The 19038-nt window shown below is 68.9% G+C and carries 11 protein-coding genes and 1 tRNA gene; 9 read left to right on the forward strand and 3 right to left on the reverse strand.

From position 1 onward, the window contains the following. The first annotated feature begins 668 nt into the window (after positions 1-668). From JHN45_RS39510 to JHN45_RS39545, 8 genes are all read left to right on the forward strand, one after another. On the forward strand, positions 669-1178 hold the full coding sequence (locus JHN45_RS39510) for a hypothetical protein (protein ID WP_200716264.1): 510 nt from the start codon (positions 669-671) through the stop codon (positions 1176-1178). A gap of 220 nt (positions 1179-1398) precedes the next feature. Then, positions 1399-3558 (forward strand): DEAD/DEAH box helicase, encoded by a 2160-nt coding sequence (locus JHN45_RS39515; RefSeq protein WP_201054334.1) that lies wholly within the window; start codon positions 1399-1401, stop codon positions 3556-3558. A 152-nt stretch (positions 3559-3710) separates the two neighbouring features. Beyond that, positions 3711-6776 carry a VCBS repeat-containing protein gene (locus JHN45_RS54205; RefSeq protein ID WP_201054335.1) on the forward strand — a complete coding sequence of 1022 codons (3066 nt, stop codon included), beginning with the start codon at positions 3711-3713 and terminating at the stop codon, positions 6774-6776. Positions 6777-6891: 115 nt separating this feature from the next. Next, the gene (locus JHN45_RS39525; RefSeq protein WP_200716261.1) at positions 6892-8460 is read left to right on the forward strand and encodes an amino acid permease; all 1569 of its coding nucleotides are present in this window, start codon (positions 6892-6894) and stop codon (positions 8458-8460) included. Between the two features lie 522 nt (positions 8461-8982). After that, positions 8983-9056, forward strand: a tRNA-Lys gene (locus tag JHN45_RS39530). Positions 9057-9398: 342 nt separating this feature from the next. Then, complete coding sequence (locus tag JHN45_RS39535) at positions 9399-10913, forward strand: gamma-glutamyltransferase (protein WP_307783323.1); 1515 nt, start codon at positions 9399-9401, stop codon at positions 10911-10913. Between the two features lie 631 nt (positions 10914-11544). Continuing rightward, on the forward strand, positions 11545-12663 hold the full coding sequence (locus JHN45_RS39540; protein ID WP_201054337.1) for a hypothetical protein: 1119 nt from the start codon (positions 11545-11547) through the stop codon (positions 12661-12663). Positions 12664-13015: 352 nt separating this feature from the next. Next, a complete protein-coding gene (locus JHN45_RS39545; protein WP_201054338.1) occupies positions 13016-13699 on the forward strand; it encodes a hypothetical protein in 684 nt (227 codons plus the stop codon). A gap of 102 nt (positions 13700-13801) precedes the next feature. On the opposite strand, the gene JHN45_RS39550 is transcribed toward JHN45_RS39545, so the two are convergent. Both JHN45_RS39550 and JHN45_RS39555 read right to left on the reverse strand, forming a co-directional pair. Next, positions 13802-15379 carry a site-specific integrase gene (locus tag JHN45_RS39550; protein WP_201054339.1) on the reverse strand — a complete coding sequence of 526 codons (1578 nt, stop codon included), beginning with the start codon at positions 15377-15379 and terminating at the stop codon, positions 13802-13804. Position 15380: 1 nt separating this feature from the next. Then, positions 15381-16019 (reverse strand): helix-turn-helix domain-containing protein, encoded by a 639-nt coding sequence (locus tag JHN45_RS39555; RefSeq protein ID WP_201054340.1) that lies wholly within the window; start codon positions 16017-16019, stop codon positions 15381-15383. A 117-nt stretch (positions 16020-16136) separates the two neighbouring features. Here JHN45_RS39555 and JHN45_RS39560 point away from each other — a divergent pair, with 117 nt between their 5' ends. After that, on the forward strand, positions 16137-16364 hold the full coding sequence (locus JHN45_RS39560) for an integrase (RefSeq protein WP_236584611.1): 228 nt from the start codon (positions 16137-16139) through the stop codon (positions 16362-16364). A gap of 82 nt (positions 16365-16446) precedes the next feature. On the opposite strand, the gene JHN45_RS39565 is transcribed toward JHN45_RS39560, so the two are convergent. Next, entirely contained in the window at positions 16447-18315 is a 1869-nt protein-coding gene (locus JHN45_RS39565) for a hypothetical protein (RefSeq protein WP_201054342.1), read from the reverse strand. Positions 18316-19038: the final 723 nt, after the last annotated feature.

Consider the following 19038-nt stretch of genomic DNA (forward strand, 5'->3'; position numbering starts at 1 on the left):
TCCCGGTCGGGAGTGGGTGACTGGGGCGGGGCACGCCTGGCCGGGAGTGGGCGAGGCGGGCGGGGCAGGCCCGGCGAGGAGTGGGCGACTGAGGCGGCGCAAGTCCCTGCCTGGAATGGGCGACGGGTGCGGGACAAGTCCCGGCGAGGAATGAGCGACTGAGGCGGCGCAAGTCCTGTCCAGGAATGGGCCACGGACGTGGGACAAGTCCCTGCCAGGAGTGGGCGACGGGTGCGGGGCAGGTCCCGGTCGGGAGTGGGTGACGGGCGCGGGGCAGGCCCTGGGGCCAGGAACGGGCGACTGGGGTGGGGCAGGTCCCGTCCAGGAATGGGCGACGGGCGTGGGGCAAGTCCCGGTCGGGAGTGGGTGACGGGTGCGGGGCAAGCCCTGGCCAGGAACAGGCGACTGGGGTGGGGCAGACCCCTGCCAGGTACGGGCGACTGAGGCGGCGCAGGTCCCTGCCAGGAATGGGCCACGGGCGTGGGGCAAGTCCCGTCCAGGAATGGGCCACCGGCGTGGGACAAGTCCCGTCCAGGAATGGGCCACCGGCGTGGGGCAAGTCCCGGCCAGAAATGGGTGACGGGTGTCGGGCGCGTGTCTTCCGGTGGGCGGCGGGAGTTGAGAGGGTGACTCCTTTTTCCGCCCTCGGAGGTGGCCCCGTGCGCCCCATGTACGTACCCGTCCGTCTGGCCGCCGCGGTCGCCGTCGTCGCCGCTGCCGCCGGCTGCATGAGCGTGGGTGACGACGCGGGCGGCGGTGCCAAGCCCTCGCACTCGGCCGGGCGGCACGCCGGTGACGTGCCCGACGGCGGTTCGGGTGCGCCGGGGGGCGGGTTCGGGTACGACGGGTTGGCGGGGGACGGGAAGCACGGGCACGGGAAGCCGAAGCCGGGGGAGTCCGCGTCGGGTTCGGCCTCGCCGTCCGCGCCGGGGGGTGCGGCGAGTCCGTCCGCCTCCACCGCGCCCAGACCGGGGACGAGCGCGAAGCCGGGGGTGCCGACCACGGCCGCGCCGCAGCCGACCCCGTCGCGGACGCCGCCGCCCCCGGACCCGACGCCGAGCCAGCAGCAGCCGTCCCCGGACCCGACCGTCGCGGAGCCCTCGTCCTCGGCCCACGAGGACCCCGTACCGCAGCTCGTGGACCGGGAGCCCGCGCCGGCGGCCGGGTCGCCGGCGTAGGGGCGGGTGTGACGCACGTCAAGGAGGACCGGTTTGCGTTGGGGGGTGGTAGGTGCGTAAGGTGGTAGATCGTTTGATCCCATTGCCCGGCGCCACTGTAGAGCGCGCCGTGTGGCGCGTACTCTCCCTTGCCGTGGCGGACCGCATTGAGGCGGTCGATAGCGAATCACGGAGTTGACGGGCGCGTGCCGACGGAGACTCCGGAAGGTTTCGCATTCGCATGTCCATTTCCAGTACTGATCACGTCGTCATGCCCGAGAACGAGAACGAGGGCACCGAGACGGCCGTAGACACCGCCGTGGAGGCTCCCGAGGTGACGTTCGCGTCGCTCGGTCTCCCCGACGGCATCGTGCGCAAGCTCGCGCAGAACGGCGTGACAGCCCCCTTCCCGATCCAGGCGGCGACCATCCCGGACGCCCTGGCCGGCAAGGACATCCTCGGCCGTGGCCGCACCGGCTCCGGCAAGACCCTCTCGTTCGGTCTGCCGCTGCTCGCGACGCTGTCCGGCGGCCGCACCGAGAAGAAGCGCCCCCGAGGCATCATCCTCACCCCCACCCGCGAGCTGGCGATGCAGGTCGCCGACGCGCTCCAGCCCTACGGCGACGTCCTCGGCCTGAAGATGAAGGTCGTCTGCGGCGGCACGTCGATGGGCAACCAGATCTACGCCCTCGAGCGGGGTGTGGATGTGCTGGTGGCCACTCCCGGCCGCCTCCGCGACATCATCAACCGCGGCGCCTGCTCCCTCGAGGACGTGCGGATCGCGGTCCTCGACGAGGCCGACCAGATGTCCGACCTGGGCTTCCTGCCCGAGGTCACCGAGCTGCTCGACCAGATCCCGGCCGGCGGCCAGCGCATGCTGTTCTCGGCGACCATGGAGAACGAGATCTCCACGCTGGTCAAGCGCTACCTGACCGACGAGGTCACGCACGAGGTCGACAGCGCGCAGGGCAACGTCACGACGATGTCCCACCACATCCTCATCGTGAAGCCCAAGGACAAGGCGCCGGTCACCGCCGCGATCGCCTCCCGCAAGGGCCGCACGATCATCTTCGTCCGCACCCAGCTGGGCGCGGACCGTATCGCCGAGCAGCTGCGCGACGCCGGTGTGAAGGCCGACGCGCTGCACGGCGGCATGACGCAGGGCGCCCGTACGCGGACGCTGGCGGACTTCAAGGAGGGTTACGTCAACGCGCTGGTCGCGACCGACGTGGCCGCCCGCGGTATCCACGTCGACGGCATCGACCTGGTCCTGAACGTGGACCCGGCCGGCGACCACAAGGACTACCTGCACCGCGCGGGCCGTACGGCGCGTGCCGGTCGTACGGGCACCGTCGTCTCCCTCTCGCTGCCGCACCAGCGGCGCCAGATCTTCCGGCTGATGGAGGACGCGGGCGTCGACGCCGGGCGTCACATCATCAACTCCGGTACGGCGTTCGAGCCCGAGGTCGCCGAGATCACCGGCGCCCGTTCGATGACCGAGGTCCAGGCCCAGTCGGCCGGCGACGCCGCGCAGCAGGCCGAGCGCGAGGTCGTCCAGCTCACCAAGGAGCTGGAGCGGGCCACCCGCCGTGCCGCCGAACTCCGTGAGGAGTCCGACCGGTTGGTCGCCCGTGCCGCGCGCGAGCGGGGCGAGGACCCGGAGGTCGCGGTGGCCGAGGCCGCAGCGGCTGTCGTCGAGGCGGCTGCCGCCGAGCCGGTCGCCGAGGCGCCGGTGCGCGAGGAGTCGTCGTACGACCGTCCGCGTCAGCAGCGTGACGACCGCGGCAACTACGAGCGCCGTGACCGTCGTGACGACCGTCCGTCGGGCGGGTTCCGCCGGGACGACCGTGGCGGCGACCGCGGTGGGCGTTCCTTCGAGCGTCGTGACGACCGTCCGTCCGGTGGCTTCCGCCGCGACGACCGTCGTGACGACCGCGGTGGCAACGACCGTGGTGGCCGTTCTTTCGACCGTCGTGACGACCGTCCGTCCGGTGGTTTCCGGCGCGACGACCGTCCGTCGGGCGGTGACCGCGGCGGGCGTTCCTTCGACCGTCGTGACGAGCGTCCCTCGGGTGGTTTCCGGCGCGACGACCGTCCCTCGGGCGGCGACCGTGGTGGGCGTTCCTTCGAGCGTCGTGACGACCGTCCGTCCGGTGGTTTCCGCCGGGACGACCGTCCGTCGGGCGGTGACCGTGGCGGCTTCCGTCGCGACGACCGTCCCGCGACCGGTCACCGGGGCAGCGACCGACCGTTCAACCGTGACCGCCAGGGCGACCGCCCCGGCTTCCGCGCCGGCGGCCACGACCGTCCGTCCGGCCACCGCGGCACGACCGGCACGGGTACCGGCACCGGCACCTTCGGCCGCCGCGACGACAAGCCGCGCTGGAAGCGCAACGGCTGACGTCGACGGCTGACGTCAAGTGACGTAGCGCAGCACTGAGATGGCCCCCGCCCGGGATCGGGCGGGGGCCATTTTTGCGCGTTCTTGTCTGTGTGTTGACTGTATGATCAGCCGACTTCCATGGGGTTCAGGTCTGTTTCCGGGGGGAAACTTTGGCTCGTCGTGTCTTCACAGGCATCGCCGTCTCGGCCGTGCTCGCGGCCGGGCTCGGCCCACTGCTGCCGGCGCCCGCGTTCGCGGTGGGGGAGGCGCAGGAGACGGTCGTACCGGCCACGCTGCGCGGCACCTACACCTCGGCCGCGCTGCTCGCGTCCTCGACCCAGGGCGGCCACGACAGCGCCGGGGCGCAGGGCGTCTTCCACCGGGTGGAGGGCGTCACGCCGACGCTGTGGACGCGCTACTCGGACAGTGTGGCGGTGCCCGTGCCGGTGCGGACCGGGGCGACCACCCGGGCGACCGGTACCGATGTCCTGGCGTACCAGTACCCCGGCGGCCGGTTCGAGTTCTGGGACCCGACCGACGGTACGACCCGGAGTCTCCAGGTCCCGGCGGGCCTCGGCGTCCTGAGCGCCTTCGACAACCTCACCCTCGCCTTCCGGAACTCCACCGCCGAGGACGGCACCAGCACCCGGATCGTGCATCTGCTGACCCCCGGCCCCGACGGGACCACCCGGGACGTGACCGTCGCGGGCGGACCGGCGGGCCTGATCGTCGGTCTGCCGGCCGGCGCGGACGCCACGAGCGTGTTCCTCCGCGCTTCGCTGGGTGGACAGCAGGTGCTGATCGCCGTGGATCGGGAGACCGGGCAGGTGCAGAGCACGAGCGGTCCGCTGCCCCTCGGGTACACCCATGTGTACGCGTCCCAGGACCGCGTGGTCGTCGCCGCCTACGACAAGGCCAAGGTGCTGGTGCTGCCGCGCGCCGACCTGTCGGCGACCCCGGCCGAGGTGGTGTTGAAGGGTGTCAGCGACGGCGTGAACGCGACGTCCGATCTGGCGCTCGTGGGGGACTGGCTGGTCAACGGCACCGGTGCGGTGACGGCCCAGCCGATCGACGGCGGCGCCTCGGTGACCCTCATGCCGTGGTCGTTGTCCGGGATCGCGGTCGGCCCCGACGGCAACGCCGTGAAGATCGGCCGTACCGGGAGCGACGACTGGGGCATCCAGCGCATCCAGCCCGGCCCCGCGGGCGTCCCGGTCGTCACTCAGGTCAGGGCGCTGCCCAAGCCGCCGACCAGGATCCAGGGGCTGTCCCTGGAGCAGGGGCGGCTCCTCGTCGCCGACACCGGTGGCCCGAACGGATACCGCGACGACTACCTGCGGACCGTCGCCGTGACCGGTACGCCCGAGTTCGGCGCCCGCTCGTCGTTCGACGGCGCCCAACTGAACCTCGGCACCTGCCCGGTGACGGAACTCGGCTGCTCCCAGCTGTACGGCACGGCGGACGGCCGCGCCGCCTGGCTGACGAAGGACACCACGACGAGCGACCGTATCCGCGTCAACGGGCCCGCCCCGTACACCTTCTGGGAGCGCACGGTCCCCGCGGGCGGCCGCATCACGGACGTCTCCGGCCGCTACCTGATCCACACCACGGCGACCGCGCAGACCGTCTACCGGATCGGCAACGACGGCAACCCGGCCGTCACCCGCACCCCCGGCGCCGCCGCCCTCTCCGGCGACACTCTGTGGACCCCGGGCGCCACCCCCGGCACCCTCACGGCCTACAACCTCACCACCGGGAAGACCACCGAGACCCTCACCACCGACGCCGGCTGCGCACCCACCGAACTGCGGGCCAACGGCCGTTGGCTGTACTGGAGTTGCCCCGACGGCACGGCGGGCGTCTACGACCGTACGGCGAAGAGATCCATCCAAGTTCCGTCAGGTGAGGCGGAGTTGGGCGACGGTTTCGTCGTCACGCACGACAGGCAGGCCGGGCAGCTGGTCCTCACCACGTTCGCCGACGGCACCCCCGTGAGCCGGGTGATCGGCGCGCTGCCCGACACCGGCGTCTCCCAGCGCGAGGTCCGCTGGACGGTCGACGAGTCGACCGGGAACGTGGCCTACGTCGACGACCAGGAGCGCGTCCACCTCGTCCCGACCGGCGTCACCCAGCAGCCGCTGCGCCTGCTGGCCCCGGTCGAGGCGGCCCCCTCCGTCCAGGCGCACGAGCGCGACACGACCGAGGACACCCTGGCCACCGTGCTGCTGTCGAAGCCGTCCGCGAGCTGGCGGCTGACCGTGCGCGACCGGGCCACCGGCAAGGTCGTGGACACGCGGGACGGCGGCGCGGCACGCGGCGAGCTGAAGGTCGGCTGGGCCGCGTCCTTCGGGGCGAGGCTCCTGACGAACGGGTCGTACGACTGGACGCTGTCCGTCGCACCGGCCGACGGGGTCGGCGTCCCGCTGACGGCGAGCGGCACGGTCGCGGTGCGCGGCGGCTCCCCGGCGCGCCACGACCAGGTCGGCGGCGACGCCATCGGCGATCTGCTGACGCTCAACTCGTCCGGCGCGCTGACGTATCAACTGGGCACGGGCAAGGGCACGTTCGCCGGAAAGGTCACGGGCACCGGCTGGCCGACGACCATCAAGGCGGTCCCCTTCGGCGACCTGAACGGGGACCGCTGCAACGACGTCCTGGTCCGCCTGAGCAGCGGCGCCCTGCGCGCGTACAGACCGGCCTGCGACGCGGCGCTCAAGCCGTCGACGGCGTACACGTCACTCGGGACGAGCGGCTGGAACCAGTACGACGTGCTCACCGCGCCCGGCGACATCAGCGGTGACGGCCGCCCGGACCTGATCGCGCGGAGCGCGTCGACGGGGACCGTGTACCTGTACAAGGGCACGAGCGAGGGCAAGCTGTCGGCGCGGGTGAAGCTGTACGCCGACTGGAAGACGTACAAGAAGGTCGTCGGCGTAGGTGATGTGAACGGCGACGGCGTCGGCGACCTGCTGGCGCAGGACAGGTCGAACAACGTCTACCGCTACTACGGCACCGGCCACGGCACGTTCGGGGCGCGGGTGAAGCTGTTCGGCGCGTGGGGCGGCTCGTACGACACGGTCGTCGGGGTCGGGGACATCACCGGGGACGGGAAGGCGGACCTGGTGGAGCGGGACTCGGCGGGCAACCTGTTCCGCAACAGCGGTGACGGGAAGGGGTCGTTCGGGGCGCGGGTGAAGGTCTCGGGCGGGTGGAGCGGCTACAAGGGCGTCTCCTGATGTGAGTCGTCTGCGACTCGTATGTGACTTCTAGGGCGTTTTTTGGCCACATCGAGTCCTTATCGATTCCTTAAGTGACGCATGTCACGCCCCCGGCGAGGGAATCGCTGGGGGCATGACAGATGACGCCATAGCGAGTGGGCTGTCAAAGGGAGACGCTCCCGGTGACTCCGGTCTCTCCGACGAGGAACTTCTTGCCCAGCTCGGCTATACGCAGGTTCTCGCCCGCCGCATGTCGGCGTTCTCCAACTACGCGGTCTCCTTCACGATCATCTCGGTCCTGTCGGGCTGCCTGACGCTCTACTTCTTCGGCATGACCACGGGCGGCCCGGCCGTGATCGTCTGGGGCTGGGTGGCCGTAGGCCTGATGACGCTGTTCGTCGGCCTGTCGATGGCCGAGATCTGCTCGGCCTACCCGACCTCGGCGGGTCTGTACTTCTGGGCCCACCGCCTGGCACCCCCGCGCACGGCCGCGGCCTGGGCCTGGTTCACGGGCTGGTTCAACGTGCTCGGCCAGGTCGCGGTGACCGCCGGCATCGACTTCGGGGCCGCGTCGTTCCTGGGCGCGTACCTGAACCTCCAGTTCGACTTCAAGGTCACCCCGGGCCGCACGGTCCTCCTGTTCGCGGCGATCCTGATCCTGCACGGCCTGCTGAACACGTTCGGCGTCCGTATCGTCGCCATCCTCAACAGCGTGAGCGTGTGGTGGCACGTGGTCGGCGTCGGCGTGATCGTCGGCGCGCTGACCTTCGTCCCCGACCACCACCAGTCGACGACCTTCGTCTTCACGAAGTTCGTGAACCACACGGGCTGGGGCAGCGGTGTCTACGTCGTCCTGCTGGGCCTGCTGATGGCGCAGTACACCTTCACCGGCTACGACGCCTCCGCCCACATGACGGAGGAGACCCACGACGCGTCGACAGCGGGCCCGAAGGGCATCGTCCGCTCCATCTGGACGTCATGGATAGCCGGCTTCGTCCTCCTCCTGGGCTTCACGTACGCGATCCAGTCGTACGAGGCGGAGCGGACGTCGGCGACGGGGGCGCCCCCGGCCCAGATCCTCCTCGACGCACTCGGCGCGACCACGGGCAAGCTCCTGCTCCTCGTGGTGATCGGCGCCCAGCTCTTCTGCGGAATGGCGTCGGTGACGGCCAACAGCCGCATGATCTACGCCTTCTCACGCGACGGCGCGCTCCCGTTCTCCCGCGTCTGGCACACCGTGAGCCCGCGCACCCGGACCCCCGTCGCGGCCGTCTGGCTGGCGGCGGCCGGAGCACTGGTCCTCGGCCTCCCCTACCTGATCAATGTGACGGCGTACGCGGCGGTCACGTCCATCGCGGTGATCGGCCTCTACATCGCGTACGTCATCCCGACGCTGCTGCGGCTGGGCAAGGGGGACGACTTCCGGCGCGGGCCGTGGCACCTGGGCCGGTGGTCACGGCCGATCGGGGTCGTGTCGGTGATCTGGGTGGTCGTGATCACGATCCTCTTCATGCTGCCGCAGGTCTCCCCGGTCACCTGGGAGTCCTTCAACTACGCGCCGGTGGCGGTACTGGTCGTGCTCGGCTTCGCGGCGGCCTGGTGGAGCGCCTCGGCCCGACACTGGTTCCTGAACCCGGAGCATGCCCGCACGAAGGCGCGGGAGGCGGCGCGAGCGGGGGCACCCGAACCGGTAGATCCGTAACACTCCGGACCAGCCCGGCACCCTTCCCCGCACCCCTCCCCACACCCTTCCCTTCATCCGGCACGGCCGTGTCCCCGATACCCGATCGGAGACACGGCCACGTCCCGCTATGCTCGGGGAGGCAACATCGCGAGGACCCTTAGCTCAATTGGCAGAGCAGTGGACTTTTAATTCATTGGGTGGACCGGGTGGTCGGATCGCCGGTGCGCCGTCGAGTCGCCTTGATACCCCATCTGACCTGCTGCTACGCGGGAATTTCCAGTTGCTGTCCGATCGCTCCACCGGGCGCCCGATGGCCAGGGGAGCGCGAGGGGAGCGCATTCGGGCAAGGGGCGTGCAGAGGGGGCGCGCGGGCCGGTGAACGAGCGCCCTCGCTCTCGGCTGCCGCTCAAGTTGCGTGCTTACGTCTTCGTTGTGAAGCCCCGACAACAGCTGATCGTGGCGAGTAGCGAGACTCCGCTCGCGGCATCGTGGATATCGCTGTGAGAGCGGCCCGGCCGTACAGCTATGCTGGGGCCGCGCGGGCCGCTAGCTCAATTGGTCAGAGCAGCAGACTTTTAATCTGTTGGTTGTGGGTTCGAGTCCCACGCGGCCTACACATGGCCCCCTGTACCCGGTGACTGGACCGGATCCAGGGGGCTTCGGCGTTCGGTGGGAGGGACTCCTGGTCGTCGTAGCCCATCGCGGCTGAGGACCTCCGCCAGCCGGGAAGTGGATAGACCTCCAGGCTTAACGCATCGTGCCTCGGCGCCTGGAGAGGGTCGGCTGGGCCACGTGTGGTCAGCCCCAGTCGCACTCCATTCCGGTGGCGCCCTCCGAGTGTCGGACACCTGTCCTGCCGGACGCGACTGACGTCCCCAGCGTTCAGGGACGTGCAGGATTGATGCGAGGCGACTCAAGTTGGGGTCGCATAGACGGCCACTGCGACAGTGAGCCGCGTGATTTCCGATGACGTGACCGACGCCCCGCCCCTGGTCTACGACGACAGCGTGGACATACCCGTGCTGTTCCGTGACGGGCCGGCCAAGCGGCCGTTCAAGCAGTGGCGGACGGCCAAGCACCGGGCGTGGACCACGCCAGGAGCGTTTCCGGACAAGGACGGCTGGTACACGCCGACGACGACGTGGCGGGAGATCGTCAAGGCCGCCACCGAGGTGGGCCGAGACGTCACGCCCTGGCTACACCAAGCCCCGAAGCTGGCGCGGGGCGAACTGGTCGCCCGCGTCTCCCCGCTGTACGCCTATCTCGGCATCCACGACGTCACCCCCAAGCATCCGCTCCCGCACACGTCGGGTCGGCGCCTGACGGTCAACGCCGTCTACGAGCATGGCACCGAACGCTCCGCCAAGAGCATGCTCGGCTACAGGCTGGGCATGACGATGGCGGAGTGGGCATGCCGCTCGTTGATGGGGTTGGGCCAGACCTGGCACATCGAGGACGGCGGCCCCGTACCCGCCCTGGAGAGCGACTTCAAGGACCCCGTCCGCACACTTCCGGACCTGTGGGGGGTGCACGAGGCGGAGAATGCTTACTGGCTGATCGAGGCCAAAGGCGGCAACGTCCGTAAGAACCGGCTCACCGAAGGGTGGGAGCAACTCGCGGAAGGGACCAAGGTCCTCCACGCATATGCTCACCGCCGTGTCCTGTGCGGTGCTTCCGTCCAGCCCCAGGGCGACTTGTTCGTGACGATCGACCACGACCACCACCCTGGACAGCCGGCGCTCCCGGTCAGTGGGAAGCCCGCTCCAGCGCCCAGCAGCCCCGAGGACCACCTCGGTGAGAGTGACGACGCGCTTTTGGCAACTGCTCGCGCACAGATGTTGACCTACCTCGCCCTGCGCTCCGCTGCCCCTTCCCGGCTTCGGACTGTCGCCCTGACCGCGGACCGCTCCACCCGTCGCCGGTCTGTTGACGGGTTGACGACCCCGTTGGAACGCGACCCGACAACCAGTGCCATGCGCGCGGCCGTTCGCGCCGAATCCTCATCGGACGACGAACAGGCCCGCCGTACCATCACCCGCGCGATCGGCCTGGACGACTTCCTCACCTACCGCATCCCTGGCACCGAATTGCACCTGGGCATGTCACGTCGTTTGTTCGCCGCCTGCGACCAACTCCACTACGAGGACCAGTCCATCGCCGAGCGCACTCCCGGCCTTCGCGCCGAGGACCAGCGCATCGCCGACGAGCCCGCGGACGAAGAAGTCGAGGAACAGCGCCGCCGAAACCAGCGGCGCGTCTTTCGTGAAGCACAGGAGCAGGAACGCGAACTCATCCAGGAACGCCTCCGCGACGCGTACATGGACGGCGACGACCGCCAGTGGAGTGATCTCCTGCCCGGTCAGGCAGAACCGAGACTCGACCTCGACGACCAGCCGGACCTGTTGGAGGCGGCGACGCCGGAGACCTACCTCGCACTGCGCCGCGACGACCTGCCTTACCACCGCCGCTGAACGGAGGCAGCCGAGTTCTGTGACCACACTGAGCCTTCGCCATCTCCGAACGTGCTGGTCGGAGGGGCTGATGTGACGCTCCATGGGCGTGCACGTAAAGGTTGCGGGCGGGCGTCTGCGGTCCTGATCGTCTGACGCGGCGGGCCGGGGCGATTTTGGCGGTTCCTTCGTGATGGCGTCCCGCTTCGTGGTGTAGGCGATCGAGGCGCCGGAATCCGGTCTCATGGTGGAGTCCGGGATCGCGGAACGGACAGCGGCGTGACCATTTGGCCAAGCAGCTGGAGGAGGTACGGCCGGCGCGACGCTCGCCGTCGCCGAACGGGCCTGCCACCGGATAGCCGAGTAACTCGAACTCGCGGCGGACGAGGCGGTGAAGCGGCCGACACGGTGCAGTTCACAGTGCCGAACCAACTCGGGGTTCCTTGGTATGTGACGCAGGGGATCGCGGTGAAGGCGATCACGGCGGAGGCCGACGCGCAGGCACCAGCCGCATGATGAAGCGCTAGGGTTGCCGCTCAACGGGATATCCGTCGACAGATGTGCTGGTTACTGAGTCACCGTGTCGAGACGTCAGCGGGGTTGTCCAAACCAGGCACCCTGGCCGCACGCGGAATCGCCTGGGGAACTCGCCATGACCAAAGCTCCCATCGACGCTGCCGACGTCCGTGACGACGACGCGGACCGGAAGGTTGTCGAGGATGAGCGGGCCGAGCTACGGGAGTTCATCAAAGAGCTGAGCGCGGACGATATCAAGTCGGGCAACTGGTTCACCAAACTCAGCGCTCAGGCCATGAGTTCCTACACCGAGAAGGTCGACGGGCAGTACTTCCAGGAGCGATATAAGGGTGTACCTGCGGATGCCATCGTCGATCAGCGGATCAAGATGGCGGCTCGGTACGCAGCACTCGAAGGTGGACTCTCTGCCGGGGCCTACTCGGCGGCCGTTGTCGCCACCCTCGGGAGCCTAGGTGGTGCCGCGACGGCGACCGTCCCGGCCGCCGTCGCGACCATGATGGTCGATGTCGCGTTCATTTCCCGGCTCCAACTCCGCCTGGCCTACGACATCGCAGTTCTCTACCGGGTCCCGCTCGACCTGTCCGACCCCGATGACATGTGGAAGCTCATACGAGTGGCCTTCACGATCAAGAGCGGGGAAGTGGTCCGTGAAGGCGTGGTCAAGGCGGTCCCGGTCATAGTGCGGCCGGTGATCAAGCGCTTCTACTCCGGAGCGGTACTGACCGCCGCGAAGGGGCTCCCCGTCGTCGGGAAGTACCTCCTGCAGCGCAACATCATCAAGATCGGTATCCCCGTGGTCGGCGTTCCCCTTGCGGTGGTGTTGAACCGCTATACGACGCTGCTCGCGGGGCGGCACGCGCAAGCCGTCTTCCGGAACGATGCGCGGGTGATCGAACTCGCCGAGAATCTGAGCAAGCGGAGTCGGCACCCGCAGTTGATGCTGTGGGTCGCGTGGCTCGTCATCAGAGCGAATCACAAGATTGCCGACGATGAGACGCTGTTGATGCGCCACCTGGTGAGGCTGGTCCGGGAGCAGCATCAGGTCGTCGACGAACAGCTCGCTCACCTTGTCGATATCGACCCCGCCGAGGTGTGGCGGCGTATGGACGCCGAGCCAGGGGATCTGAGCGACATCCTCGACGTGGCCGACCGGGTGGCCGCTGTGGACGGTGCCGTCAACGCGCGTGAGAAAGCCATCATCTCCGAGCTTCGAGATCGCTGCCGCCGAGTCTGACGCCGTCACCCCGTGCTGGTTGTGGCTGGTTGTCCGGGTAGATCATCACTGCTCGTCCTTGCCAAGTCACCCGTCGTTGTCCGGGTCAAGACCCGGCTGACACCGTTCTTCACCCCGGACGAGGCCGCCAGCCTCGCCGAAGCGTGTCTGCACGACACTTCGACCGCCGTCACCGCGATCACCGCCGCACCGGCCGAGCGGCAGGTCCTCCTCCGGCGAGTCGAGCAGTACGAGTCCCGATCCCAGGCCCCAGCCCCCACCGCATCGCCTCAACGGCCCAAGGCCCGCACCGCGCCCCCCGGCCCCTCGTTGTCGGTGACGATCTCCTCGCATCACCGAATCGGAGCCCGCCATGCGCGACGCCGTCATTGACATTTCCCCACTCGACCTCATCGTGCTTCACCGGCCGGTCCTCAGCACGTCGAGCGAACTCCTCCGCGCCCACGGGGGCGACTTGGAAGAACTCCGGCTCTCCATCGCGGAAGGGTTCGGCACCAGCAGCGAGTGGTGCGAAGTCGGCGACGAGCTTCACACCGTCACCGCGGGAGATGCCGAGACCCGCCTGCGTCCCCGCGCGAACACCCCCGCTTGGGACGCGGACTACTTCCACGCGGGCTGGTCCAGCACGTACGCGGAAGTGCCAGCGGACCGGCGGGCGTTGATGGCTGTGTACGTCGACCGTCTGCACGACCTCGACGTGAGCCTCCTGCAGGAGCCAGACCTGCGAGCGGCAGCTGCCGACGGCGGAGCCTCCGCAGTCGACCGACTCGTCCGTCGTCACGTCAGCCGGGCAGACGAACGGCACGCCGCACTGGACGGTCTCATCAGCGCCCTGATCAACCCCGATGGCATCCTCCCGAACTGGGCCCAGGACCTCGTGCACCGCGAGGTCGACGACCTAAACATGACCCGGGAATGGCTGACCAGCGCCGTCGTCGCCTACCACCACGGCACTGCCGGCCGCCGCCCCGACACCGTCTTCGGGGGCATCCGTTACGACTTCGCCTGCGGCTCGGTCAACCTCGTACGCTCCTGACGCCCAGGTAGCCAGGCGCGCTTCCTCCCACGCGGCCTACAGAGCAGCCCCCTGCTACGGCATGAATCGGGGTAGGGGGCTTTGTCGCGAGCCGGTGCGAGGTCAGGCGGTTTGCCCGGTCGCTTCGTGCGTAGGCTCGCTCTTCCTCGTTGTGCGGGTGTGCCGTTGGCGGGGGACGAGCTTCACGACCGCCTCGGCAGCCTCGCGGGCGAGATCGTCCAGGACGGACTGGTAGATGTCCCGAGTGATGTGGGTGTCCGAGTGGCCGAGCATCTCCGACACGATCTTGATATCCACTCCAGCGGCGAGAGCCAGCGTCGCGGCACCGTGCCGCAGGTCATGGAGGCGGACCGGGGGCAGGCCGGCGGCTTCCAGCTCACGCGTGAACATGAGCGAGACCTTGGCGGGGTGCAGGAGCGAGCCGTCCTCGTCCGTGAAGACGCGGCCGGTCGTCTTCCAGGCGGCACCCCAGCGGGCCTGTTCCTTACGCTGGAGCTTCTGGTGCTCGCGGAGCGAGTCGACCGACTCGGCGTCCAGAGCGACCAGGCGTTCCCCGCTGTCGGTCTTCGGGGCCGCCTCGTGCACCTGCCAGCCGGACTGGACGAGTTGGGTGGCGACGGTCATGGAGTGGTGGGCGAGTTCGATGTCCATCCAGCGCAGCCCGCAGGCTTCACCACGGCGCAGCCCTCGGAAGGCGATTAGGTGCCAGAGCGTGTAGAGGCGGTGGGTGGCGACCTGGTCGAGGAAGGCGCCGGTCTGCTCCGGTGTCCAGACCATGACGGGGCTGGGCTTCTCCCCGGTCCGCTGCCAGTGGCGTATCCGCTCAACTGTCCAGACCATGGCCTTCGCGCGTGAGGCCGGGTTCAGTTCCACATGCTCGGCGGGGTTGAACGGCGGGATGATCTGCTGGGCGATCGCGGTGTTGAGGGCGGCCCGCAAGGTGCGCTTGATCGTGTGCTGGCTGTTGGTGCGGGTGGGCTTACGGAAGGGCGGCATCTCGTCGATGGACGCCTTGAGCCACTTGCGGCGAGCGCGGTTTTCTGCGCCCTTCCAAGGGATGGTCTTCAGCTCGTTCAGAGCTGCTCGTCGTAGGGCGTTCTGCTCGATGATCTCCACGTTCGCGTCGTTGATGGACTCGAACATCCTGTCCAGGTCGGCGACGCGGAGCCGGTCGAGCTGCAGGTACCCCAGGTGGGGCTTGAGATGTACGCGTACGTCGCTCTCGTAGCGCTTGAGGGACGTGGAGCGCAGCCGCTTCTTGCCCGCCAGCCACTCGTCGAGCCAGTCCGCGACAGCGATCTTGGAATGAAGGCTCTGCCCGGTCGAGTAGCGCCGACGAGTCTCGTCGTAGTCCGGCAGCGGTTCCTTGTTCTTGGCGCAGGTTTCCAGCACGTCGCTGATCGCGAGATGGCCGGCGGGGTCGTCCTCGTCGGCGATGGCGAGCAGTGCGCGGACCTTGTTCAGTTCCTTGGTGGCCTCGGCTGAGGTCTCGAAGCCGCTGCGTCGGAACTCCCGGCGGGTGCCGTCGGACCGGTTGGTCAGCTCATGGCGTATCGCCCAGGTGCCGTGGCGTCGGTTGGCGAGTTTGGGACACGACTTGCCGTAGTTCTTACCGGTTTCTGGATCGCGGCACGAACAGCGTCGGGTGGCTGCGCCGCCGGAGGAGGTAGTGCTGGTCACGCTAGTCCTGGGGGTCGGGTTCGTCGACGAACGAGAGATCAGCGGGGAGGGCGGGCGGAATCAGCCCGCGTTCCCGCATCGCCTGGCGGAACTCCCGCAGCTCTCTACAGTCGTCAAAGGCGAGTTGCTCGTACGAGGCAGCGGCTCCCAGGAGAGTCTCGCGCCGACCGGAGTCGAGCGTGATGCTGGCCTTCCGGCGTCGATCCTTCGCCAGGCGGGTGGATGTCGCGGCCGTGGCCACGGCGTCGCTGTGGGCGCGGAATGTGTCCAGCACCTCTCGGGCGGAACCTGGTGGCGCGGGCTCGGCCAGCGGTGTCTCGCCGGTGAACCAGGCGACGGCCTCCCAGGTGGAGACCTTCCGGTCGGGAAGCACGGCGACGGAGGCTTCCGCGCCCAAGGGGAACAGCAGGCTGATTGGCGGGACCTTGTAGACCTCGGCGAGTACGAGGAACTCCGCTAGGTCGATCGAGGTGCGGCGCTTGGTCTCCAGATTCGTGATCGTCGTCTTGGGGACCGCCAGGCCCAGTGCCGCGCATGCCTGTGCGGCCTCTGCCACCGTGAGGCCGGCGGCCTTGCGGGCCTGGCGCATCTGCTCGGCGACGAGGGCGGTGAAGCTCGGCGACCAGTCTCCATTCGTCATGGCTACAACTTACGTCGAAAAAATGAGTGGCTGCAACATCAGTGATACATGTTCTGCGGAAACTGCACGCATTGACGATCGGAATGCATCATGGCGACATCAAAGGCTGGCCGAGGGATGACCCGCGACGAACTGCTCGCTCTGCCTGTTGCCGTCGACCTCGATACGGCCAACAAGGCGCTCACAATCGGCCGCAGCACGGGATACGCCCTGGCGAAGAGGGGGGAGTACCCGGTCTCCGTCCTCAAGTTGGGCAACGCCTACCGAGTGGTTACGGCGGAGCTGCATCGGATCCTCGGTGTAGGTCCGGAACAGAGGGCTGAGCGCGGGCAGCTGTGTGCCTAGCCAGGCGCGCGCCTACGGGGAGTCGACGGACTGGGTGGCGGCGGGGCCGGGCACTGCCGTCGCCCCCGCCGCTGCACGGACGTCAGCTGGATGAAGTCGCGTGGGTGTCCGGGGCTTCGGTCGGCTCGGTAGCAACAGGTGAGTCAGGCCACAGGCGACGGGCGAGAGCGTCCGCTGCGGTGGTCATCTGGGCGTGGGTTGGCTGTTCGGCCTGAGGGTCCAGGACGGTGGGCGGGTGCGGGCTGTGGCCGGGGCCGTGGATGAGTCCCCGGTTGGCGGGGAAGCGTCCCAGGACGGGTGTCCCGTAGCGGGCGAGCTGGTCCTCGACGGCCAGGTCGAACTCGTCGGGCGGTGTGTTCTGGCCGATGGGGCTGACGAGCAGCATCCCGGTCAGGGGGCGCTTCGGGGTCCATCGGCCCAGTTCCTGCTGGCGCCATTGCACGGCAGATTCGGTCGGCGTGAGCATCACGGCCCCGGCGTCCTGCCCGGATTCGGCGGGGAGTGGGATACGCCGCTCGTAGGGCTCTGCTCGGTGCACGAGGATCCGTGCGTCGGCGAGCCGGTTGAGGGATTGGTCTTCCGAGGGCCAGTCGTCGTTCCTGCCGATCAGGATGACGCGGTCGTAGGCGCGTCGGGCGTGCGCCAACGCGGCGGTGACTGCTTCGTCGTCGTCACGGGAGACTTTCAGCGTCCAGAGTTCTCCGGGCGACGGGGCGATGCGAAGCCGCCGCCACCCCTCGGCCGTTTCCGGGACCGGAGCTGTGGCCCATGTCGGCCGGCCCTTGTTGAGGAAGTCGAACCCATGGTCCTGGTCCTGGATCAGGACGACGGCAGTGGCAAGGCCCTGGGCCGTCCAGACGGCCGCGATTTGCTCGGCCACCCAGGACAGTTCGTCCCGGCCCATGCCGTCGGTGCGTGGCACCCCGGTGAGCTGGATGACGGCGCCGCCACGGTCCGGGATACCGCGGTCCGGGCTGCTGGCGTTGGTCTGCGGACGGCTGACGCTGAGGCGACCACCGATCGCTGTCAGCGGCCGTGGACCGGGCATCTGAACGTGCGGGCCGGACGAGGCTTGGCGGCTGTGCACGGTGAGCACACCCCGCCAGCGCCGCATCCCGGGCTGCGGCGCCAGCCGCACCGTGCACTCCTCGGTGCCGCAGACATGGTCCAGGACACGCAGGCCGCAGCCCACGGTGTCGTCCGTGAGCACCTCGATGAGCCGGGCGTCGTCGAACTGCGGCCCGGTCACCTGACATTCCACGATCCAGTCGAGCCCGTAGTCGGTCATCCGGGTGTCCACCCGCACCCCGGCGTAGCCGGCCAGACTGTCCCACAAGCGCGGACGCCGCAGCAGTGCACTGCCCATCGCCGGGGAGGCGCTGAGCCGGCGCGCAAGACTGCGCGCGGCTGGCTCTTTCCGCTTGGGCCCAGGCTCGGGACGCTGAGGATCCCACTGCACGCTGTGCCCGGCCGCACGGACCTGCTCTTCGTGGGCGGCCAGCAGCGCAGCCAGGTCTTCCCCGTGCGGTCCGGCCACCCACACCGCCGGTTCGGCCGACCGCCACGACCGCTCGTACAGCCAGGTGCGGAGCCCGAACAGCAACCGTGGACCGTCCGTCTGCACGAACAGTCCGCGCGCCCCGCGCCACGGCCCCTTCTTCGTGCGGTATGGCAACAGCCCGAACAACGCCTGCACGTCCTCGGACCGCTCCACCCGAAGCACCAGGCCCTCGTCCACGGGTTTGGCCTCCCGCACCCCGAACGGCCGGGTCTGCCCGTCCACCGCGCCCAGCGCGGAAGCGAGCACGGACTCCAGCAGCGCTTGGTCCGTCCAAGCGGTAGGGACCAACTTGTCGAAGCGGTGAAGCGCACCGAGGCGCAAGCGGGCGCCTTCCAAGGACTCACCGGTGAGCTGGGCGGTGGCGTTGCTGATCTGGTCGATGCTGTACATAGCACGCTCATTCCAAGCCGCCCCCCGACCCGGGCAGCGAAGGCGCATGTCAACACAGCGACAGCACACAGGAAATGACGAAGGGTAAGCGACGTAGGTTCTCTGCCGATGCCCAGCGGTCGGGTCGGGCATCCAGAACTGGCCGCGTCCGAGGCCAGGCGGAAGGAGGTTAACCCATGCGCCCATCAGTCTCCAGCTACATCACGTGCAGATCCCTCGATTGGGGGATATGGAACCGAGGTGCTGTCGGTCTGCATGGCCCGCAAGCGCGGTTCCGTGAGCCCTGTTGGCGGATGGTGAGCAACAGCGATATCCCCAGGCTGAACGGCACGAGCTTCCCCAGGGCGGCCTGATGGGTGCTGACACAGAAATTGCAGTCGTGAAAAGAAAGAAGGAGGTCTGATGCAAGACCCCGCGGGGTACGGTGGCCGCGACGTGCTTCTCCCAGTATCGACTGCCGCGGGTGGCTCAATCGCTGGCTCGTATCACAACTAGCCGAAGCGTCAAGGTATCTCGCCTAACGCGCCTACGGACAGACTGTCCTCACACGGCTCTTGTCGGATGGAAGGCTTCCGTTCACTGAGGTCGTTACCAAGGTGAGGTTGTCGTCATGGCGCGTTGCAATCCCGAACATCCGACGTACGGATTCACGGTTGCGGCTGCTGTCGACGCTGTCCCGTCCGCACGCCGCCAAGTCGCCGCACTAGGGCCTGTGTGACGTCG

It is taken from the genome of Streptomyces sp. MBT53 (genome assembly GCF_016654115.1).
Lineage (GTDB): Bacteria > Actinomycetota > Actinomycetes > Streptomycetales > Streptomycetaceae > Streptomyces.

What these genes read in the sequence shown, in the direction of transcription:
- JHN45_RS39555 (WP_201054340.1), bottom strand. Translation starts at nt 16,019, where the DNA reads ATGACGAATGGAGACTGGTCGCCGAGCTTCACCGCCCTCGTCGCCGAG.
- JHN45_RS39560 (WP_236584611.1), top strand. Translation starts at nt 16,137, where the DNA reads ATGACCCGCGACGAACTGCTCGCTCTGCCTGTTGCCGTCGACCTCGAT.
- JHN45_RS39540 (WP_201054337.1), top strand. Translation starts at nt 11,545, where the DNA reads ATGACCAAAGCTCCCATCGACGCTGCCGACGTCCGTGACGACGACGCG.
- JHN45_RS39510 (WP_200716264.1), top strand. Translation starts at nt 669, where the DNA reads ATGTACGTACCCGTCCGTCTGGCCGCCGCGGTCGCCGTCGTCGCCGCT.
- JHN45_RS39525 (WP_200716261.1), top strand. Translation starts at nt 6,892, where the DNA reads ATGACAGATGACGCCATAGCGAGTGGGCTGTCAAAGGGAGACGCTCCC.
- JHN45_RS39565 (WP_201054342.1), bottom strand. Translation starts at nt 18,315, where the DNA reads ATGTACAGCATCGACCAGATCAGCAACGCCACCGCCCAGCTCACCGGT.
- JHN45_RS39515 (WP_201054334.1), top strand. Translation starts at nt 1,399, where the DNA reads ATGTCCATTTCCAGTACTGATCACGTCGTCATGCCCGAGAACGAGAAC.
- JHN45_RS39545 (WP_201054338.1), top strand. Translation starts at nt 13,016, where the DNA reads ATGCGCGACGCCGTCATTGACATTTCCCCACTCGACCTCATCGTGCTT.